Source organism: Arthrobacter sp. BG5, from assembly GCF_056680155.1.
This window is the reverse complement of sequence record NZ_CM155268.1, coordinates 3444706-3463470: the sequence shown is the minus strand read 5'-3', so window position 1 is coordinate 3463470 and position 18765 is coordinate 3444706. Positions and strand designations below refer to the sequence as shown.

General features: G+C 69.2%; 18 protein-coding genes. 3 read left to right on the top strand and 15 right to left on the bottom strand.

All coding sequences use genetic code 11. The features are described 5' to 3' along the window. Positions 1–56: 56 nt before the first annotated feature. The gene (gene infC, locus AC1MBE_RS15870; RefSeq protein ID WP_479779558.1) at positions 57–1112 is read right to left on the bottom strand and encodes a translation initiation factor IF-3; all 1056 of its coding nucleotides are present in this window, start codon (positions 1110–1112) and stop codon (positions 57–59) included. Between the two features lie 394 nt (positions 1113–1506). On the opposite strand from infC, the gene AC1MBE_RS15865 reads away from it, so the two are divergent. Further along, a complete protein-coding gene (locus AC1MBE_RS15865; RefSeq protein ID WP_479779556.1) occupies positions 1507–1893 on the top strand; it encodes a DUF1844 domain-containing protein in 387 nt (128 codons plus the stop codon). Positions 1894–2030: 137 nt separating this feature from the next. Here AC1MBE_RS15865 and AC1MBE_RS15860 read toward each other — a convergent pair whose 3' ends face one another. From AC1MBE_RS15860 to AC1MBE_RS15825, 8 genes are all read right to left on the bottom strand, one after another. Beyond that, positions 2031–3353, bottom strand: coding sequence for an MFS transporter (locus AC1MBE_RS15860; RefSeq protein ID WP_479779555.1), 1323 nt, complete (start codon positions 3351–3353; stop codon positions 2031–2033). 63 nt (positions 3354–3416) lie between these two features. After that, entirely contained in the window at positions 3417–4322 is a 906-nt protein-coding gene (locus AC1MBE_RS15855) for an SseB family protein (RefSeq protein ID WP_479779553.1), read from the bottom strand. A 13-nt stretch (positions 4323–4335) separates the two neighbouring features. Continuing rightward, positions 4336–5082, bottom strand: coding sequence for a bifunctional 1-(5-phosphoribosyl)-5-((5-phosphoribosylamino)methylideneamino)imidazole-4-carboxamide isomerase/phosphoribosylanthranilate isomerase PriA (gene priA / locus AC1MBE_RS15850; protein ID WP_479779551.1), 747 nt, complete (start codon positions 5080–5082; stop codon positions 4336–4338). Positions 5083–5160: 78 nt separating this feature from the next. Continuing rightward, complete coding sequence (locus AC1MBE_RS15845) at positions 5161–5319, bottom strand: hypothetical protein (RefSeq protein ID WP_479779549.1); 159 nt, start codon at positions 5317–5319, stop codon at positions 5161–5163. After that, positions 5320–6078: an imidazole glycerol phosphate synthase subunit HisH gene (gene hisH / locus AC1MBE_RS15840; RefSeq protein WP_479779548.1), complete on the bottom strand. Its 759-nt coding sequence runs from the start codon at positions 6076–6078 to the stop codon at positions 5320–5322. It lies immediately after the preceding gene. Then, positions 6075–6695 (bottom strand): imidazoleglycerol-phosphate dehydratase HisB, encoded by a 621-nt coding sequence (hisB, locus tag AC1MBE_RS15835; protein WP_479779546.1) that lies wholly within the window; start codon positions 6693–6695, stop codon positions 6075–6077. The genes hisH and hisB overlap by 4 nt, the downstream gene beginning before the upstream one ends. 68 nt (positions 6696–6763) lie before the next feature. Next, positions 6764–7882, bottom strand: a complete 1119-nt coding sequence (locus AC1MBE_RS15830) for a histidinol-phosphate transaminase (RefSeq protein ID WP_479779544.1) — start codon at positions 7880–7882, stop codon at positions 6764–6766. A gap of 91 nt (positions 7883–7973) precedes the next feature. Further along, the gene (locus tag AC1MBE_RS15825; protein WP_346959771.1) at positions 7974–8366 is read right to left on the bottom strand and encodes a LysM peptidoglycan-binding domain-containing protein; all 393 of its coding nucleotides are present in this window, start codon (positions 8364–8366) and stop codon (positions 7974–7976) included. Between the two features lie 389 nt (positions 8367–8755). Between AC1MBE_RS15825 and lexA the strand changes: the two genes are divergently transcribed. Beyond that, the gene (lexA, locus tag AC1MBE_RS15820; RefSeq protein ID WP_346959772.1) at positions 8756–9505 is read left to right on the top strand and encodes a transcriptional repressor LexA; all 750 of its coding nucleotides are present in this window, start codon (positions 8756–8758) and stop codon (positions 9503–9505) included. Between the two features lie 239 nt (positions 9506–9744). Here lexA and AC1MBE_RS15815 read toward each other — a convergent pair whose 3' ends face one another. Both AC1MBE_RS15815 and hflX read right to left on the bottom strand, forming a co-directional pair. After that, entirely contained in the window at positions 9745–11892 is a 2148-nt protein-coding gene (locus AC1MBE_RS15815; RefSeq protein ID WP_479779541.1) for an ATP-dependent DNA helicase, read from the bottom strand. Next, positions 11885–13468, bottom strand: a complete 1584-nt coding sequence (hflX, locus tag AC1MBE_RS15810; RefSeq protein WP_479779539.1) for a GTPase HflX — start codon at positions 13466–13468, stop codon at positions 11885–11887. Before hflX ends, AC1MBE_RS15815 begins: the two co-directional genes overlap by 8 nt. Before the next feature lie 550 nt (positions 13469–14018). Here hflX and AC1MBE_RS15805 point away from each other — a divergent pair. Beyond that, positions 14019–14633, top strand: coding sequence for a class I SAM-dependent methyltransferase (locus tag AC1MBE_RS15805; RefSeq protein WP_479779537.1), 615 nt, complete (start codon positions 14019–14021; stop codon positions 14631–14633). Here the strand turns inward: AC1MBE_RS15805 and dapF are convergent. The 4 genes from dapF to AC1MBE_RS15785 all read right to left on the bottom strand — a co-directional run bounded on the left by dapF (position 14614) and on the right by AC1MBE_RS15785 (position 18751). After that, positions 14614–15567 carry a diaminopimelate epimerase gene (gene dapF, locus AC1MBE_RS15800; protein WP_479779535.1) on the bottom strand — a complete coding sequence of 318 codons (954 nt, stop codon included), beginning with the start codon at positions 15565–15567 and terminating at the stop codon, positions 14614–14616. The two genes, AC1MBE_RS15805 and dapF, sit on opposite strands and share 20 nt — an antisense overlap. Before the next feature lie 120 nt (positions 15568–15687). After that, complete coding sequence (miaA, locus tag AC1MBE_RS15795) at positions 15688–16602, bottom strand: tRNA (adenosine(37)-N6)-dimethylallyltransferase MiaA (RefSeq protein ID WP_479782658.1); 915 nt, start codon at positions 16600–16602, stop codon at positions 15688–15690. 78 nt (positions 16603–16680) lie between these two features. Continuing rightward, entirely contained in the window at positions 16681–18222 is a 1542-nt protein-coding gene (gene miaB, locus AC1MBE_RS15790) for a tRNA (N6-isopentenyl adenosine(37)-C2)-methylthiotransferase MiaB (RefSeq protein WP_479779533.1), read from the bottom strand. Positions 18223–18277: 55 nt separating this feature from the next. Then, the gene (locus AC1MBE_RS15785; RefSeq protein ID WP_479782656.1) at positions 18278–18751 is read right to left on the bottom strand and encodes a regulatory protein RecX; all 474 of its coding nucleotides are present in this window, start codon (positions 18749–18751) and stop codon (positions 18278–18280) included. Positions 18752–18765: the final 14 nt, after the last annotated feature.

Genomic DNA, 18765 nt, shown 5'->3' with positions numbered 1-18765 from the left:
CTGCGGGCGGCGTGCTGGTTGCCTGCTGCCGGACATTGCGGTCCGGCAGCCGTGAACTAGTTGGTCTTCTTGCCGCCCGGCTTGGCGGCGGCCTTGGGAGCCGCCGGCCGTGCGGCAGGCTTCGGCGCCGCTGGACGTGGAACCGGCTTCGGAGCAGCAACGGGCTTCGGTGCCGTGGCAGGTGCGGCCTTGTCAGCCTCGGGCGCCTTGGCGGCAACCGGGGCCTTCTCAGCGGCCTTGGGCGCTGCGGGCGCCTTGGCTGCGGCCGGCCTGGCCGGGGCCTTGGGAGCCTCAGCCTTGGGGGCTTCACGCTTCGGAGCGGCCTTGGGAGCCTTGGGAGCCTCCTGCTTCGGCGCTTCCTGGACGGGAGCCTTCGCAGCCGGGGCCTCCTCAGCCGGGGCCTCGGCAGCTACCGTTGCCTCGGCCGGAGCTTCCGTTGCGGGAGTCTCCGTTGCCGGAGCCTCCGTCGCGGGGGCCTCGGTCCGGACCTGGTAGCCCTCCGGAAGAAGATCGGCAAGCGACTGCGTCAGGGGCGCCTCGGGGCCGGACGTGTCAACGCGGCCACCGCCTGTTGCCTTGGCTTCGTTCTCGGCCTTGGCTTCGGCGCGCTGCGTTGCGCGGCGGGCCTCTGCCTTGGCTTCTGCCTTGTTCTTCAGCGGTCCGACCACCATGACCATGTTGCGGCCGTCGATGCGCGGGCTGGACTCGACAACGCCCACTTCGGCGACGTCGTCCGCGAAGCGCTGGAGCAGGCGGATGCCCATCTCGGGGCGCTGCTGCTCACGGCCGCGGAACTGGATCATGGCCTTGACCTTGTCACCGGCGCCGAGGAAGCGGAGCGCGTGGCCGCGCTTCGTCTCGTAGTCGTGGGTGTCGATCTTCAGGCGGAAGCGGATTTCCTTCAGGACCGTGTTGGTCTGGTTCTTCCGGGCCTCGCGCGCCTTGACGGCGGCTTCGTACTTGTACTTGCCGAAGTCCATCAGCTTGCACACCGGAGGCTTGGCCTGCGGTGCAACTTCAACGAGATCAAGGTCGGACTCGGCAGCCAAACGCAGGGCATCCTCAATACGGACGACTCCTACCTGTTCGCCTGCAGGGCCGACCAGCCGCACCTCGGGGACGCGGATACGCTCATTGATTCTTGGCTCGCTAATGTTAAAGCTCCTGTGTTCGTGACGGGTACTCCGCCGGCAAATGAAGAAGGCCTCCAATTGCCGGAGCAATCGAAGGCCTCAAAGATCGGTACTGCCGTCCTCGCGAGGAGGCTGCATGCATACCCGCCAGGCGTAATGCCCGGTGAAAATGCCCGACCAGGTACCCGGCAACCTTGATTCCTAGGGAATACTCGCGGCTGACGCGGGTGGGAGAGAACTCCGCTTGCAAACTGAAAACCGATTCTACAGAAAGATACCGGCTCAACGCACGTGGCGCCGCCGGATCCCTGTTCCGTTTGTGGACTTCTGCAGAAATAACGACATTCAGTTGGTCTGTGACAAGCTTACCAGCATGAGCACTCCAGAGCGTAATTCACACGTTTACCAGCCGGCCGACGCCCAGGCCGATGTCTCCCAGCAGATCCGCGACATCTCCGAGGTCCCCGCGATCGAAGTCATTACCACCGCCGCCGTGCACCTGATGAGTGCCGCCGCAGTGAAGCTCGGCCTGGCCGCCGAGGACAACGCCGAAGAACTCAAGGACCTGGACGAGGCGCGCAAACTGATCACGGCCCTGGCCGGGCTGGTCACCGCCGCGGCTCCGGAGATCGGCTCCCAGCACGCCGGGCCGTTGCGCGACGGACTGCGTTCCCTGCAGCTGGCCTTCCGCGAGGAATCCGTTATCCCGGACGCACCGGGCAAGGGCCCGGGCGAGAAGTACACCGGGGCGGTTAACTAGCCATCCGCCGCCTGCCCGGCAGGGTAGCGCGCCAGCAACAAATGACGACGGCGGCGGCCGGACCACAGCGGTCCGCCCGCCGCCGTCGTCGTTAAGGCCTATCCCCGGCGGGGGCGCTGCCGGCGAAGCCACGCCCCCTAGGCTGCGGCGAGCCGGCGCCGGCGGCGGCGCTGCAGGACCAGGCCGACAAGGCACAGCGCAACGCCGGCCACCCCCACGGAAATGAACCCCGCGCCCGGACCTACGCCGTCGATGAAGAGCCCGGCCAGCGGGGCGCCGAGGGCGACGCCGCCGGTGAGCGCCGAACCGTACCAGCCCATGGCCTCGCCGCGGCGGCCCTCCTCCACCAGTTCCGCTACCTTCTCCGACGCGGCGGAGAGCACCGGGGCACAGAGCAGGCCCGGCAGCAGCGACAGCAGCGCCAGCGTCCAGGTGTCCTGCGCGAACGCCATGGGAAGGGTCAGCGCGGACATCCCCAGCAGCAGCAGGACGGGTGATACGGGCCGGTGCATGGCGCCGTAGACCAGGCCGCCCAGCACCGACGCCGCGCACCAGAACAGGAAGACGATGCCGATTTCGGCCTGGTGGCCACCCGTCTGCAGGGCGGCTACGATTCCGACGTCGGTGCCGCTGAGCACCATGCCGGCACCGGCGGCGACGGCGAAGACCGCCGCCACGGCGGCCGTGAACCAGGCGAAGTTGTGGCGGACCTTGTGCCGCAGGCCGGGGCGGCCCTGCCGCCGCTGCTCCGCGGCCGCCAGCGGTGCCAGCTCGGCCGCGGCCTCCTGCAGGTGGGCGGGCGCCGCGGCGACCAGGGCGGTCTCCGCGCCCTCCTGCTGGCATGCCTCGAACGCCGGATCCGGGGCCAGGCCGGACACGGCGCTGCGGGTGGGCGGGTTGATCCACATCAGGAACAGGCCGGAGAGCGAGGTGGCGACGCCAACCACGGTCAGGCCCAGCACGGAATAGCCTGCGGTGGCGACCAGGGCGCCGGCGGCGGGGCCGATCATAAAGACCAGTTCGGTGCTGATCGCGTCCAGGGCGAAGGCCGTCCGGCGCTGCTCACCGGTGGCGAGGATGCCCAGCGACTGGCGCACCACGCTGAAGATCGGCAGCGTGAGCAGGCCGCCAACGAAGACCAGCGGCAGGAGCAACTGGTAGCTGACGTGCGGCACGATCGACCAGATGACCGTCTCGGAGACGACGGACGGGATCAGCGCCCGGCGCAGGCCGACCGTGTCCACCCGGCGGCCGCGCCACGGGGCGCCCACGGCGATGCCGATCGTCATGACCGCGGCGGCCGCCCCTGCGGCGGCGTAGCCCTGCCCCAGGGTCAGGACGATGTGCAGGGTCAGCAGCACCCCGGCGGCGGAGTGCGGGATGCGGGCAACCATGCCCACGAGCAGGAGGTTCCTAATGGGCCTCACGGCCAGCAGGTCCCGGTAAAGCGCGAAGTTCACGAAACTGCATTCCTTTGTGTACTGCCCTCGGCAGCACCGGAATGTCTCCGCGCCGGTTCCCGGCTACTGTGCTGCGCGCTGCAACTTGATTTCGATCGAGTCGACCCGTTCGGCAAACGTGACATCCCGGGCCCAGGCGTCGTTGAGTCCGGCCACGATGGACTGTACCGCAGCGGGGTCGAGGCCGTCTTCAAGGTACAGCACCACGCGCAGCTCCGGGCCCGCGCCACCGCCGGGAAGCTGTCGACCGCCGGCCTGCGCCGAGGCAACGCCGCCGCCGGGATGGATTTCCACCCGGCGCAGCGCCGGAACGCCGGCCGCGGCTGCGCCCACTGCCTCCGCCACCGCCGGGTCGCTGTAGCTGGGTATCCAGCCGTGCTGCCGGGCCAGCGCCCAGACGCCGGGACGGCGCACCACGAAGGTGGTTGCCGAGCCGGGATCCAGCACCAGCAGCTCGGCGCCCTCGGCGACGGCAGACAGGGCCGCCCGGGCGGCGTACACCGCCACGGGCCGGGCCCCGGGGTGCCAGGCGGCGAGGGCTTCGGCCGAGGTGAAGACCGGCAGCGCCGTCCGGCCGTCCGGCGCCTTGAGCGTCACCAGGGCCATGTCCGCTTGCTTGTCGCCGTGCACTTCGCCGCCGTGCTGTTCCTTGCCTTCCTGGCCTCCCACCGCGTCACCTTCTTCGGCGAGGCTGGCGAGGATCGGGACAAAGACGCGTGCGGCCGCCAGCGACGCGACCACGGCTGCCTCGTCGGCTTCACCGGACGCGAGGCCCGCCAGCGCGGCGAGGTAGCCGGCGTCGGCCGCGCCGTCGTCGTCCTCGAAGTTGTGGATTCTGGCGTCCTCACCGCTGAGGCTGCGCCCGGCCCAGGGCTGCCCCGCGGAGTCCGTCGCGCCGCCGGCGCCGGCGAGGGCGGCAGCGATGTGGCCGGGCAGGGGGCGCCCGCCGGGCTCGGTGGTGTGTTCCATGGCCGGGACGTGCTTAGCGGCGGCCGGCGACGTCGAGGGCTTCGGGCAGCGTGAAGTTGCCGTTGTAGAGGGCCTTGCCGACGATGGCGCCCTCGACGCCTAGCGGCACGAGGGAGCGCAGGACTTTGAGGTCTTCGAGGCTGGAGATGCCGCCGGAGGCCACGACGGGCTTGCCGGTCTTTTCCACCATCTGGCGCAGCAGCTCGACGTTCGGGCCCTGCAGCGTGCCGTCCTTGGTGACGTCGGTGACGACGTAGCGGGCGCAGCCGGCTTCCTCGAGGCGGCCCAGGACGTCCCAGAGGTCGCCGCCTTCCTTGGTCCAGCCGCGGCCGGCGAGGGTGGTGCCGCGGACGTCGAGGCCGACGGCGATCTTGTCACCGAAGCGCTCGATCACCCGGTGCGTCCACTCGGGGTTCTCCAGCGCCGCGGTGCCCAGGTTCACCCGGGCGACGCCAAGGTCCAGGGCCTTTTCCAGGGAATCGTCGTCGCGCAGCCCGCCGGAGAGTTCGACCTTGATGTCCAGCCGGCCGACGACCTCGCGCAGCAGTTCGGCGTTGGACCCGCGGCCGAAGGCGGCGTCGAGGTCGACGAGGTGGACCCATTCGGCACCCTGTTCCTGCCAGTTCAGCGCGGCTTCCAGCGGCGTGCCGTAGCTGGTTTCGCTGCCTGCCTCGCCCTGGACCAGGCGCACGGCCTGGCCGTTGACGACGTCGACGGCGGGGAGCAGCTCGAGTACCGGCAGCGGGGTTTCGGTGGTCATCGGAAGGTCCTCACGGTGTTGGGGCGGCGGGTCGGGGAAAGGGTGCGCGTTTTGCGGGCGGTCAGTTGCACGGCAGGGTCAGTTCCCCGGCAGGGTCAAGAGGTAGGCGGCCAGCAGGGCCATGCCGGCCAGGACGTAGAACACGACCTGCACCCACAGCGGGCTTTTTTGCTGCCGGAACGACAGGGCGCCGCCAACCAGCAGGCCGGCGAGGCCCATCAGCACTATGGACCACATCTAGTCGGTCTGTTCCGGTAGGGCGGCCTGGTCGGTACCGGCTTTGCCGCCGCCGCGGAGGCTGTCCACCCAGTTGCGGAGCAGGCGCGCACCGGCGTCGCCGGACTTTTCCGGGTGGAACTGGGTGGCGCACAGCGGGCCGTTTTCGACCGCGGCGATGAACGGGGCGCCGTGCTCGGACCAGGTTACGAGCGGGGCGGCCATCCGCGGCTGGACCACGTCGAAGTCCCAGTGCTGGACGCCGTAGGAGTGCACGAAGTAGAAGCGTTCGTTTTCGACGCCGGCGAAGAGCCGGGAGCCCTCCGGCACGGTGACCGTGTTCCAGCCCATGTGCGGCACGACCTCGGCCGGCAGGAGCTCGACCTTGCCCGGCCACTCCCCCATACCCTCGGCCACGGTGCCGTGTTCCACGCCGGCTTCGAACAGGACCTGCAATCCGACGCAGATTGCGAGCACGGGCCGGCCGCCGGCAACGCGGCGGCCGATCATGCGGACGGCGTCGACGGCCTTGAGCTCGTTCATGACGGTTTCGAAGGCACCGACGCCGGGAACGACAAGCCCGTCCGCGTTGAGCACATCCTCGGGCTTGGAGCTGAGGATGACCTCGGCCCCGGCGCGTTCGAGGGCGCGGACGGCGGAGCGGACGTTGCCGGAACCGTAGTCGAGCACGGTGACGGTGGGCTTGCCCTCGGGCGAGACCGGCTTCCTGGCGGCGTCCGGGTTGATGATGGCCCCGTCCCGGAGCACCTTGCCGGTCACAGCGCGCCCTTGGTGGAGGGGATGCCCTCGACCCGCGGGTCCGGCTCCACGGCGGCGCGCAGTGCGCGGGCGAAGGCCTTGAACTGAGCCTCGACGATGTGGTGCGGGTCCCGGCCGGCAGTGACGTTCATGTGGAGGCAGATCCCGGCGTGCAGGGTGATCGCCTCGAAGACATGCCGGGTCAGGGAGCCGGTGAAGTGACCGCCGATGAGGTGGTACTCCTGACCGGCCGGTTCGCCGGTGTGCACCAGGTAGGGACGGCCGGAAACGTCGACGACGGCCTGGGCCAGCGCCTCGTCGAGCGGCACCGTGGCCTCGCCGAAGCGGCGGATGCCGGCCTTGTTGCCCAACGCCGTGCGAAGGACCTCGCCGAAGGTAATCGCGACGTCTTCCACGGTGTGGTGGACGTCGATGTGGATGTCGCCGGTGGCCTTGACCGTCATGTCGATCAGGGAGTGCTTGCTCAGCGCGGTCAGCATGTGGTCGTAGAACGGCACGGAGGTGCTGATGTCCGAGACGCCGGTGCCGTCCAGGTTGATCTCGACCAGGACGGAGGATTCACTGGTGGTCCGCTCCAGGCGTGCGGTCCGGGCAGCGGCTGATCCGGTGTTGCTCATGTGGGATGTCCTTTGGATGAGGCGGGCGCCCGGCGAACGGGACGGTGTGCGTGGGTCCTGGCTTAAGTCTAGGCGGACTGCACTTCGTGGCCGGCCAGGATCCGTTCGAGGGCTTCCAGAAACGCTGTGGTTTCCGTCTCAGTTCCGGCGGTCACGCGCAGGTGGCCGGGGATGCCGACGTCGCGGATGAGCACGCCGGCGTCCAACAGCCCTTGCCAGGTCTCGTGCGGGTTCTCGAGGCCGCCAAAGAAGACGTAGTTCGAATCGGAGGCGGCGGGCTTGAGGCCCATCCGGGTCAGCTCCGTCACGATCCGGTCGCGCTGGCGCTTGATGTCCTCGACGTCGGCCATCAGCGCCACCCGGTGGCGCAGGGCGGCCAGCGCCGTCGCCTGGGTGATTGCGGAGAGGTGGTACGGCAGCCGGACCAGGCGCAGCGCGTCGGTGACCTCCGGGGCCGCCGCCATGTAGCCGAGCCGGGCCCCGGCCAAGGCGAAGGCCTTGCTCATGGTGCGCGAGACGATGAGCCGCTCGCGGCCCGGCAGCAGGGTCAGGGCGCTGGGCGTGCCATCGTGGGCGAACTCGTGGTACGCCTCGTCGACGATCACGATTGTCTGGCTGGCTTCGCCGGCTTCGTAGACGGCCTCGACGACGTCGAGACCCAGGCCGGTGCCGGTGGGGTTGTTCGGTGAGCAGAGGAAAACGACGTTGGGCTTCAGCTCCCGGACCTGGCGGGCTGCCGATTCGGCGCTGAGCCCGTAGTCCTCGGCGCGGACCCCGACGATGTATTCGGTGTCCGTACCGGCGGCGAGCAGGGGGTACATCGAGTACGTGGGAGGGAAGCCGAGCGCGGTGCGGCCCGGGCCGCCGAAGGCCTGGAGGATTTGCTGCAGGACTTCGTTCGAGCCGTTGGCTGCCCAGATGTTGCCGGCGTCCAGGCCGTGGCCGAGGTATTCGGCGAGGGCTTCGCGCAGTTCGGTGAACTCGCGGTCCGGGTATCGGTTCAGTCCGGCGGCGGCCTCCGTCACGGCCTCGGCGATGGCCGCGCGGACGTCGGCCGGGACGCCATGGGTGTTCTCGTTGACGTTCAGCAGGATGGGGACATCCAACTGGGGCGCACCGTAGGGGCGCAGTCCGCGCAGATTGGTCCGGAGGGGCAGTCGGTTGAGGCGCTCTAGCTGGTCAGTCACCTGCCCAGTTTAAGTGAGACCGGCCCCGGCCCCGAAACTGTGACCGCCCGGGGCCCGCCGGGGCGGCCGACGGCGGCCTTGGCGGGGTGGTCTATTTGGCGGGTACGTAGAGCTGCTGGCCGGGGATGACCCGCGCGGCTTCGAGGTTGTTCAGCTGCACGATGTCGGCAACAACGTCGCGGGGGTCCCGCTCCGGGGCGACCTCACCGGCGATGGCCCAGAGCGACTCCCCCGGCTGGACCGTCACCGTGACGGTCGGTGTGAGCGAGAGCTCCGCGGCCGAGTCGGCGGCCTTGGCCGGGGCGTTCAGGAACCCGGCCAGGGAGAGGACCAGGGCGGCCAGCAGGATCAGCGGCAGGCCGAAGAAGACGAAGCGTCCGCGGCGAGTCAGCCTCAGCGGAGCCTGCCGGGAGGCAGCAGCGGGCGCCGCCTCCTGAGCGGGAGCGGAAACGGACGAACCGGAAATAGCGCTTACTGCTGACATGAGCTGAGCCCTCCTGGACTTATCTGTGCCGCCCGGCGTACTCCACGTACCTGCCGCCAACCGGCCGAACCATCGAACGCATTACCTTCGATCGCGAACCCTCGAACACCAAACTTCGAACACACCGCCGAACCCTAAGAGCCAGCAAGGCTTCGAAACTTCGAACACATATTCGAACTTCGCTGCTTCTGTTTTAGCACTTATGAACGAACATTGTCGAGACTCGCTAGAACAAATGTTTGAAAAACCCTGGCGGCTGCCCTACTTTTGAATCACAGGACAACCACTTGGGTTGGTCAGCAACAGTTGATCAGCGGGGTCTGACATTGTTCGGACCGAACGGTCCCGGCAGCCACGGCAGCCGGGCGGAATGGAAAGGCATGGCGAACATGGCAGCACAAGCCGCCGGCGGGAGGGCCGCTCAGCGGAGCCCCCAGACCGGCCGGGCGCCGAAGAGCCTTACCGTCCGTCAGAAGAAGATCCTGGAGACCATCCAGCGTTCCGTGACAGACAACGGCTACCCGCCCTCCATGCGCGAGATCGGCGACACCGTCGGGCTGGCCAGCCTGTCCAGCGTCACCCACCAGCTCTCGCAGCTGGAAAAGCTCGGCTACCTGCGGCGTGACCCCAAACGTCCCCGCGCCATGGAAGTGCTGATGCCGCTGACCCTGGACGAGGGTGCCACCACGATCTCCGGTGTGGAGAAGTCCAGCGGCCTGCGCGCCGTCGGCGGCCAGGCTGTCGCCGAGCTCGCCAGCGCCACGGACACCGCGATGGTCCCGTTCGTCGGCCGCATCGCCGCCGGCGGCCCGATCCTGGCCGACCAGGTGGTGGAGGACGTGATGCCTCTGCCGCGCCAGCTGGTGGGCCACGGTGAACTGTTTATGCTCCGGGTGGCCGGTGATTCAATGATCGACGCCGCCATCTGCGACGGCGACTGGGTCGTCGTCCGGCGTCAGAACGATGCCGTCAACGGCGACATCGTTGCCGCATTGCTCGATGACGAGGCCACGGTCAAGACGTTCCGCCAGCGCGACGGCCACACCTGGCTGCTCCCGCAAAACACCCAGTACGAGCCGATCCTCGGCGACCATGCCGTCATTATGGGCAAGGTCGTCTCGGTGCTGCGCTCCCTGTAGCCTCCCCCGCCGGCTTCCCGGCCACACCACCCCTGCCAGCCACACCCCACCGGCAGCGCCAAAGGCCCCGTCCGAGGTTCCGGATGGGGCCTCCGTGCGTTCCCGCCCGGTTGTCGGCAGCACGACGGCGTGCGGGGCCGCCGCAGCCGCGGAAACCCGGCTCTGCCGGCCCCGGGGCTCACAAGAACCGGGCGGGAACGCCAGCGCGGCCCATTGGTACCCCCGCCGGCCCTTCCCGCCTACTTGGCGGGTTGCTGGGCCTGTTGCTTGGCCGGGGTTTCTTTGCCGAGGCGTTCGAGGGCTGCCAGCGCCACCGACGGGTCGGTGGTGGGCCAGAACGGCGGCAGCGCGGCCCGGAGGAACGCGCCGTACCGTTCGGTGGACAGCCGGGAATCGAGGACCGCCACCACGCCCTTGTCCGACGTCGAGCGGATCAGGCGTCCGGCTCCCTGGGCGAGGCGGATCGCTGCGTGCGTCGCCGAGACGCTCATAAAGCCGTTGCCGCCGGCTTGGGCCACCGCCCGGGAGCGGGCCGTCATCAGCGGGTCATCGGGCCGCGGGAACGGGATCCGGTCGATCACGACGAGGCGGCAGGAGTTCCCTGGCACGTCGACGCCCTGCCAGAGCGACATGGTGCCGAAGAGGCAGGTGTCCGGCTCGTCGGCGAACTGCTTCACCAGCGCGGTCATGGTCGATTCACCCTGGCAGAGAATGCTCATCCCCAGCCGGGGCCGCATCGCCTCGGCCGCCTCTTCGGCGGCGCGCCGCGACGAGAAGAGGCAGAGGGCGCCGCCGCCGGAGGCGCGGATCAGCTTCTCGAGCTCGTCGAGGGCTTCCGGCGAGGTCCCCCGGCCCGGCTTGGGCAGGTGCTTGGCAACGTAGAGGATGCCTTGTTTGGGATATTCGAAGGGGGATCCGACGTCGACGCCGGTCCAGCTGGGTGCGCCGGGACCCACCAGGCCGAGGCCTCCCGCCGCCGGCTCGAAGGCCGAACCGATCGCCAGGGTTGCCGACGTCAGGACGACGGTGTGGTCGGCGAACAGTCCCTCGCGCAGCCGGCCGGCGACGCTGAGCGGAGCAACGTTGATCAGGGCAGGCGCGGAGTCGTCAGGCTGCGAGTAGCCCTGCTGCGGATCGAAGCTGCTATTGCGGGAGAACCAGACCACTTCCCGGTTCTCCTTGGCGGCCAGGAGCCGTTCGCAGAGCTCCAGGATCACCATCAGCCGGGAGCGCGCGAGCTGCCGGCCACCGTCGGCCGTGTTGGCGCTGTCGCCCTTGGAGTCCGAAAGCGCGGCGCGGCAGGCGTCGCGGAGCTGGTCTACGCAGTCGAGCTGTTCGCTGTTCAATCCGTTGGGCATCAGCCCGCTGGGGACGCCTTCAATGGCGAGCTCGAGGTTGGACGCGGCGTTGTTTAGCGCATCCACGGTGATCCCGGTGTGCTTGCGGGCGCCCGAGGCGGCGGCGTGCACCATGGCGACGGACAGCTGGCCGGAGACGGCGCCCGTGACCCGGTCCTGGAGTTCGTGCGCCTCGTCGACCACCACCACGTCGTATTCGGGCAGCACGGCGAGGCCCTCGAAGGCGCTGACGGCCAGCATGGCGTGGTTGGTGACCACCACGTCGGCGTCGGCGGCGTTTTGCCGGGCCAGTTCGCTGAAGCATTCGGCGGCGAGCGGGCACTTCTGCGCCCCCAGGCACTCCATCGAGGTGACGGAGACCTGCCGCCAGGCGCGGTCGGTCACGCCGGGCAGCAGCTCGTCGCGGTCCCCGGTCTGGGTGTCCTCGGCCCACTCGCGAAGCCGGACGACCTCCTTGCCGAGCTGCGAGGACGGACCACCCACCGCGGCGGCGAAGTGCGGCACGGAGGTGTCTTCGCCGAGGGAGAACAACTGGCCCTCGGACGGTTCCTCGGAGGGGAAACCGCCTTCGAGTTTGTGCCGGCAGACATAGTTGGAGCGGCCCTTGACCAGCGCCACCTTCACCGGCCGCTCCAAGGCCGGGGTGATGGTCTTGAGCAGCCGGGGCAGGTCCCTGCCGACAATCTGGGTCTGCAGGGCCAGGGTTGCGGTGGAGACCAGGGTGGGCTTGTCGCTGACCAGCGAATGCGCGATCAGCGGAATCAGGTAGGCAAGCGACTTGCCGGTGCCGGTGCCGGCCTGGACCAGCAGGTGGTCGCCGGTGTCGATCGCGCGCGCCACCTGCCGCGCCATTTCGTGCTGGCCGTCGCGGCTCTGACCGCCCATGCCGGCGACCGCCCGGTCGAGCAGTTCAACCACAAACTGCTCGCCGGCCGGGCCGTTTCGAGGCTTGCTCTTAGCCGGGCTGCTTTTGGCCGGGCCGCTGTCCGACGGCGCGGCCGCCCCCTCGGCCACCGCTGGTTCAGTCATTGCTGACGAAGGCATCCAGTTCGGCCGCGAGCCCCTCGCGCACCATCACCACGGCGCGGGTGCCGGTCTCCTCGTGGTCGAGGCTGATGATCTCGGCGTCGGTCTCGTGCAGCTTGCTGAGCAGGTCCCCGCGGTTGTACGGAATCATCAGTTCCAGCTTCACGCTGGGCCGCGGAATACCCTCGCTGATGGCTTTGAGCAGCTCCGGGATGCCTTCCCCGGTGCGGGCCGAGACCACAACGTGGCGCGGTTCGCGCTGCTTGAGCCGTTCGATCACGAACGGGTCGGCGGCGTCGGCCTTATTCAGGACGATGATCTCCGGCACCTTGCGGGCGTCGACTTCGCTGAACACGGTGCGGACGGCCGCGATCTGGCCCTCCGGGTCGGGGTGCGAGACGTCGACGACGTGCAGGATCAGGTCCGAATCGGCGACCTCCTCCAGGGTGGAGCGGAACGCCTCCACCAGCTGGGTCGGCAGCGAGCGGACAAAACCCACGGTGTCGGCGAGGGTGTAGCCCAGCCCGTCGGAGGTTTCAGCCTTGCGGACGGTCGGGTCCAGGGTGGCGAACAGGGCGTTCTCCACCAGCACACCGGCGTCGGTCAGGCGGTTCAGCAGCGAGGACTTACCAGCGTTGGTGTAGCCGGCGATCGCCACCGACGGCACGGCATTACGACGGCGGTTGGCGCGCTTGGTTTCCCGGGCCGGCTTCATGGCGGCAATTTCACGCCGCAGCTTGGCCATTCGGGTGCGGATCCGGCGGCGGTCCAGCTCGATCTTGGTCTCACCGGGGCCGCGCGAACCCATGCCCGCTCCGGCGCCGCCCACCTGGCCACCGGCCTGCCGGGACATCGATTCGCCCCAGCCGCGCAGGCGCGGGAGCAGGTATTCGAGCTGCGCCAGTTCCACCTGGGCCTTGCCTTCGCGGCTCTTGGCGTGCTGGGCGAAGATGTCCAGGATCAGGGCCGTGCGGTCGATGACTTTGACCTTGACGATGTCTTCCAGGCCGCGCCGCTGGGACGGGGCGAGCTCGGCGTCCACCACCACGGTGTCGGCGCCGGTGGACATCACGATGTCCTTGAGCTCCTGGGCCTTGCCGGAGCCCAGGAAGGTGCCCGGGTCCGGCTTGGCGCGGCGCTGGACGAGCCCGTCAAGCACCTCGGATCCGGCGGTTTCCGCCAGGGCTGCCAGTTCGCGCAGGGAGTTCTCGGCGTCGGCCAGGGTGCCTTCGGTCCAGAGCCCAGCGAGTACCACGCGCTCAAGGCGCAGCTGCCGGTATTCGACTTCGGTGACGTCCTCGAGTTCGGTCGACAGGCCGGCGGTGCGGCGCAGGGCGTGGCGTTCCTCGAGGTCCTGCTGGTCGCCGTCGTAGCTGCTGTGTTCCTCATCCAGGTGCGAAATCGCCTGGGCCTTGCCGAACACGGCCCTAGGCTCACCGGCGGCCCCGGTGCCGGTACTGCGTCCGGTCTTCGGGGCGGGGGCGTCTTTGGAGAGGATCCGGTCGATGACAGCCTGGATTTCCGCAGGGCTCATGTCCTGGGCGGCTGAATCGGGTCCGGTGTTGGGCTGACTGGTCATGGTCTCCTTTGAAGGGTCTACATCTTCAGAATAGTGCTGATCGGTGTTTCGTGGCGCGGTATTCGCGCTGGGCTGACGACTAGTGATCATCCGTGCCTCCTGGGATGCCTGGCGACTGCGGCGCCGCGGGCAGGACGGGCTCCGTGCCGGAGCGGTAAATGCGGAAGGGATCCGGCGTAATAACGCCGGGTGGCGGGGAGGTACGTTCCGTTCAGCGCTCCCCCGGAAACTGCTGCCGGGCGCTGCGTGGTTTTAAGCCCTGCGGCTTCAGGCTTGACTCCAAGTGGATCTGGCGCCGACAGGTGATGCACGGCATCACGGAGGGGCGCACTGAGCGGAAGGTAACAACCTGCGTCGCTGCGGGGACGGGGCTTGCGCTAAGGAAGCGAAGGCCCGTGCCGGCTACTTGAAGTTCAAGATCATGTCTTTAAGACTAGCAGACCGTCGCTGTGCGCCTGCGCTGCCCGGCGGCACCGGTGCCGGGCGCGGCGGGGACCGGTTTCCCGGCCGGTTTCCCATAGCGCCGGGCCGCCAACTAATCTGGCCAGTTATGGAGTCTGCACACTATTTCAGCGCCCAGCCCGCCGGGCCGTTCACCCGCAAGCCACTGACCGTGGAGCTTGCCGGCGAACGCCGGCAGCTGCAGACGTCCTCCGGAATTTTCAGCCCGGACGGGATCGACAAGGGAACCGCGGTGCTGCTGGCCGAGGTCCCTGCCCCGGCGCCGCAGGGCAACCTGCTGGACATCGGTTGCGGCTGGGGGCCGATCGCGCTGACCATGGCCCTGCGGGCGCCGCACGCCCGGGTCTTCGCCGTCGACGTCAATGAGCGCTGCGTGGCGCTGACGAACGAGAATGCGGCCCTGCTGGGGCTGGAGAATGTCACCGCCAGCACACCTGGCGAGGTCGATCCGGAGCTGCGCTTCGACACGATCTGGTCCAATCCGCCCATCCGGATCGGCAAGGACGAACTCCACGCCCTGCTGCTGCTCTGGCTGCCCCGGCTCGCCCCGGGCGGGTCGGCCTGGCTGGTGGTGCAGAAGAACCTTGGTTCGGATTCGCTTCAGCGCTGGCTTGCGGCGGAGCTGGACGGCAGCTTTACCGTCACACGCGAGAGCACCTCGAAGTCGTTCCGGATCCTGAAGGTCAGGAAAGCGTCCCGCTAGCGACGATCACAGCGGGTCCGCTGAGCTCCACGTGCTCGTGCCCGTCCGCTGACAGGAAGAACTTCACGCCTACGACGCCGCCGGGTACCGTGACGTTCCAGGCGTCCGGCGCGCCCTGGCCGGCCCAGTGCCGGATCGCGACGGCGGCGGCACAGGCGCCGGTCCCGCAGGACAGCGTCTCCCCCACTCCCCGCTCGTGCACGCGCATGGTGATGGTTCCGACGCCGTCGTGAACGAGCGGCTCGGACGGCACGACGAACTCGACGTTGGTGCCGTGCGGCGGCGTCGGGTCGACCCGGGGCGCCTTGAACAGCTGCGTGGCGTCGAGTTCCGCGAGTTCGGCCAGGGCGACGACGGTGTGCGGGTTGCCCATGCTGACGGACAGTGCCGGCCTGGCCACCTCCAGCCCTTCGGCGCTGACCAGTGAATCCATGGCGCGTGCGGTGGCCTCGCCCGGGAAGATGAACTCCCACGGCCCCATGTCCACGGCGTAGCCGCCTGCGGTGCGGACGACGGTCTTCATGCCGCCGCGGGTTCCGATGGTCAGCGATTCGCCGGCCGGCAGGTCCACGAGTCCCTCGGTGATGAGGAAGTGGACAAAGACGCGCACGCCGTTACCGCACATCTCCGACAGCGAGCCGTCCGCGTTGTGGTAGTCCATAAACCACTCGGCCGCGGGGTGCGCGGCGAGCAGTTCCCGGCCTTCCGGGAGCAGCCGCGAGGGTACGGCGCGGATGAGTCCGTCGCCGCCGATGCCGCGGTGCCGGTCGCAGAGGGACGCGACCTGTTCCGGGGTGACGGAGAGCGCGCCGTGGGGGTCCGCGATCAGGACAAAGTCGTTGCCGGTTCCGTGGCCCTTCGAGAACTTCAGGCCGGCGAGGGCGCCGGTGTCAGACGCGGGGTGGTCAACGGCTGCGGCAAGGGTTTCGTCCATGCTCCAAGGTTACCGTTCCGGCCGGGCCGGGACGGAACCCGCTGCCTGGATGTAACGGGGCTTCAGCGGCGGCAGGCCGTGAGCGGCGGATATGAGCGGCAAATCTTTAGCGGCAGGTCTTTAGCGGCACAGCGCGGCGGCCTTGGCCGCCAGCCGGGGGTCCTGCCAGTCGAGCCAGTTGATCCGGGGGTCGGCGCGGAACCAGGTGAGCTGGCGGCGGGCGAACTGCCGGGTCGCGACAATGGTTTCTTCGGCGGCCTGCGCCACGTCCGACTCCCCGTCGACGACCCTGAGGAACTGCGCGTAGCCCAGGGCCCGGGAAGCGGTCCTGCCGCGGCGAAGCCCCAGGCCGTCGAGGCGCCGTACCTCCGCCAGCAGTCCCCGGTCCACCATAGTGTGGACACGGGCGGCGAGCCGCTCCCGGAGCTGGTCGCGGTCCACGTCGAGGCCAATCTGCACGGCCGGCTGGAAGTACTCGCGGGTGGGCATAAAGGAGCTGAAGGGACGTCCGGTGAGTTCGAAGACTTCCAGGGCGCGGATGACGCGGCGCGCGTCGCCCAGGCGCCCGGCGGAGACCGGGTCCACGAGTTCCAGCCGTGCCCGCAGCGGCGCGAGGCCGGCCGCTTCCTCTTCGGCTTCGAGGCGGCGCCGGATGGCGGGGTCGGTGCCGGGGAATTCAAGCACGTCCAGGGCGGCCCGAACGTACAGGCCGGAACCGCCGGCGAGGATGGCCCGCTTGCCCCGGGCGTGGATGTCCGCGATCACGGCTCGTGCCTGCTGCTGGAAGTCCGAGACGCTGGCTTCCTCGGTCACGACGAGGATGTCCAGGAGGTGGTGGGGCACTCCCCTACGCTCGTCCCTGGTGATCTTGGCCGTGCCGATGTCCATGCCGCGGTAGAACTGCATGGCGTCGGCGTTGACGACCTCACCGTCGAGGGCCTGCGCCAGCGAGACCGCCAGATCCGACTTTCCGGATCCCGTGGGCCCGACGACGGCGATGACCGGTGGGGTGGATTCGGGTGCGTCGGAGCGCACCGGCGCGGCGGAACCGTCGGATACGCCGGCGTTGTCGGAGCTGTCGGGGCCGTCGGGTTGAGCGGGGGCGGCCACGGGCTAGCGGGCGCGGACTGGAAGGGTTGGCATGCCGAGCGAGACACCGGACGTGCCACCGTTCCGGGCCGGGGTGGGGGCGCCGCAGGATTCGGCCTGGGAACGGTCCCAGGCGTCGCCGGCGCGGGAGCGGCGCAGGCTGTAATCGTCTGTGGTCGCCGGGTCGGCGACGAGGTGGAACGCCGCGGCTTCGGTGACGGTCACGGTGACGAGGTCTCCGGGGCGCGGTGTTTCGGCGCCCGCGGGCACGGAGAAGTGCACCAGGCGCTGGTCCTGGGCGCGGCCGGAGAGGCGGTGGGTTTCCCCGGCTTTCCGGCCCGGCTGGGCGGTCACCATGACCTCGACGCGGCGGCCGAGCTGGCGGGCGTTCTCCTCCGCGGCAATACGGTCCTGCAGGGCGGTGAGCCGTTCGAAGCGTTCCTGGACCACGGCCTTGGGCAGCTGTTCCTCAAGCTCCGCGGCCGGGGTGCCGGGCCGCTTGGAGTACTGGAAGGTGAAGGCGGTCGCGAAGCGGGACCTTTCCACGACGTCGAGCGTGGCCTGGAAGTCTTCCTCGGTCTCGCCGGGGAAGCCGACAATGATGTCGGTGGAGATGGCGGCGTGCGGGATCTTCTCCCGGACCTTGTCCAGGATCCCGAGGAACTTGGTGGACCGGTAAGACCGTTTCATCTCCCGGAGGATCCTGTCCGAGCCGGACTGCAGCGGCATGTGCAGCTGCGGCATCACGTTGGGCGTCTCGGCCATGGCGTCGATGACGTCATCGGTGAAGGCTGCCGGGTGCGGGCTGGTGAACCGGACGCGCTCCAGGCCGGGGATGTCGCCGCAGGCGCGCAGCAGTTTGGAGAAGGCCTGCCGGTCGCCGAACTCGACGCCGTAGGAGTTCACGTTCTGGCCCAGCAGGGTGACCTCGATGGCGCCGTCGTCGACGAGGGCCTGGATTTCGGCGAGGATGTCGCCGGGCCGCCGGTCCTTTTCCTTGCCGCGCAGTGCGGGAACGATGCAGAACGTGCAGGTGTTGTTGCAGCCGACCGAGATGGAGACCCAGCCGGAGTAGACGGAGTCCCGTTTGGTGGGCAGCGTCGACGGGAACACGTCGAGCGATTCCAGGATTTCCAGCTGCGCCTCGTCGTTGTGGCGTGCGCGGTCCAGCAGCGCGGGCAGGGCGCCGACATTGTGGGTACCAAACACGGCGTCGACCCAGGGTGCCTTCTTGAGGATGGTCTCGCGGTCCTTCTGCGCGAGGCAGCCCCCGACGGCGATCTGCATGCCGGGGTTGGCTTCCTTGACCGGTCGGAGGATGCCGAGGTTGCCGTAGAGCTTGTTGTCGGCGTTTTCCCGGACGGCGCAGGTGTTGAAGACGACGACGTCGGCCAGTTCGCCTTCGGAGCGGACGTAGCCGGCGGCTTCGAGCATGCCGGACATCCGTTCGGAGTCGTGCACGTTCATCTGGCAGCCGAAGGTCCGCACCTGGTAGGTGCGGGCCGGGGCGTTCTCGTCCGGGAATGGGGTTCCGCCGGCGGCGGGGGAAGGAATGGTCAAACTCACCTGTTAAGGGTACCGGTTAGGCGCAGCCGTGTTCACAGCGTTGCCGGGGCCGGGGTCAGGCCTCGCCGTCCGGCTCGTCGAGGGCTGCGTCCAGGGCCTCGCCGACGATGCGGAAGGCCTGCGAGGGCTGGTAGCCCTTGCGGGCGAGCATGGACGCGAGCCGGCGGACGGTCTTGTCCCGCTCGGCGCGGTCCTCGAGCCCGCGCACGTTCCGCAGCTTGCGGTCCACGAGTTCCCGGGCGGCCGATTCCTCATCCTCGTCGCTGAGCTGGTCGAGGGCGACGGCTGCGGTTTCCTGGTCGATGCCCTTCTCGGCGAGTTCCCGGCGGAGGGCGCCCTTGGCCAGTTTCCAGGTTTGGGACCGGCTCCGCACCCACAGCTGGGCGAACTCGGCGTCATCGATGAGGCGGACCTCTTCGAAGCGGTCCAGGACCGCCCCGGCAACGTCGTCCGGAATGTTGCGCTCGGCCAGTTTGCGGGACAGCTGCAGCCGGCTTTTGGGCGAGTTGGTCAGTTGCCGCAGCACCACGGCGCGTGCGACGG

Bases quoted from the DNA above. Each gene is read 5' to 3' on its own strand.
- priA (WP_479779551.1), bottom strand. From the start codon at position 5,082: ATGACCACCGAAACCCCGCTGCCGGTACTCGAGCTGCTCCCCGCCGTC.
- AC1MBE_RS15815 (WP_479779541.1), bottom strand. From the start codon at position 11,892: ATGACTGAACCAGCGGTGGCCGAGGGGGCGGCCGCGCCGTCGGACAGC.
- AC1MBE_RS15855 (WP_479779553.1), bottom strand. From the start codon at position 4,322: ATGGAACACACCACCGAGCCCGGCGGGCGCCCCCTGCCCGGCCACATC.
- AC1MBE_RS15845 (WP_479779549.1), bottom strand. From the start codon at position 5,319: ATGTGGTCCATAGTGCTGATGGGCCTCGCCGGCCTGCTGGTTGGCGGC.
- AC1MBE_RS15825 (WP_346959771.1), bottom strand. From the start codon at position 8,366: ATGTCAGCAGTAAGCGCTATTTCCGGTTCGTCCGTTTCCGCTCCCGCT.
- dapF (WP_479779535.1), bottom strand. From the start codon at position 15,567: ATGGACGAAACCCTTGCCGCAGCCGTTGACCACCCCGCGTCTGACACC.
- AC1MBE_RS15865 (WP_479779556.1), top strand. From the start codon at position 1,507: ATGAGCACTCCAGAGCGTAATTCACACGTTTACCAGCCGGCCGACGCC.
- hisB (WP_479779546.1), bottom strand. From the start codon at position 6,695: ATGAGCAACACCGGATCAGCCGCTGCCCGGACCGCACGCCTGGAGCGG.
- lexA (WP_346959772.1), top strand. From the start codon at position 8,756: ATGGCAGCACAAGCCGCCGGCGGGAGGGCCGCTCAGCGGAGCCCCCAG.
- hflX (WP_479779539.1), bottom strand. From the start codon at position 13,468: ATGACCAGTCAGCCCAACACCGGACCCGATTCAGCCGCCCAGGACATG.
- AC1MBE_RS15805 (WP_479779537.1), top strand. From the start codon at position 14,019: ATGGAGTCTGCACACTATTTCAGCGCCCAGCCCGCCGGGCCGTTCACC.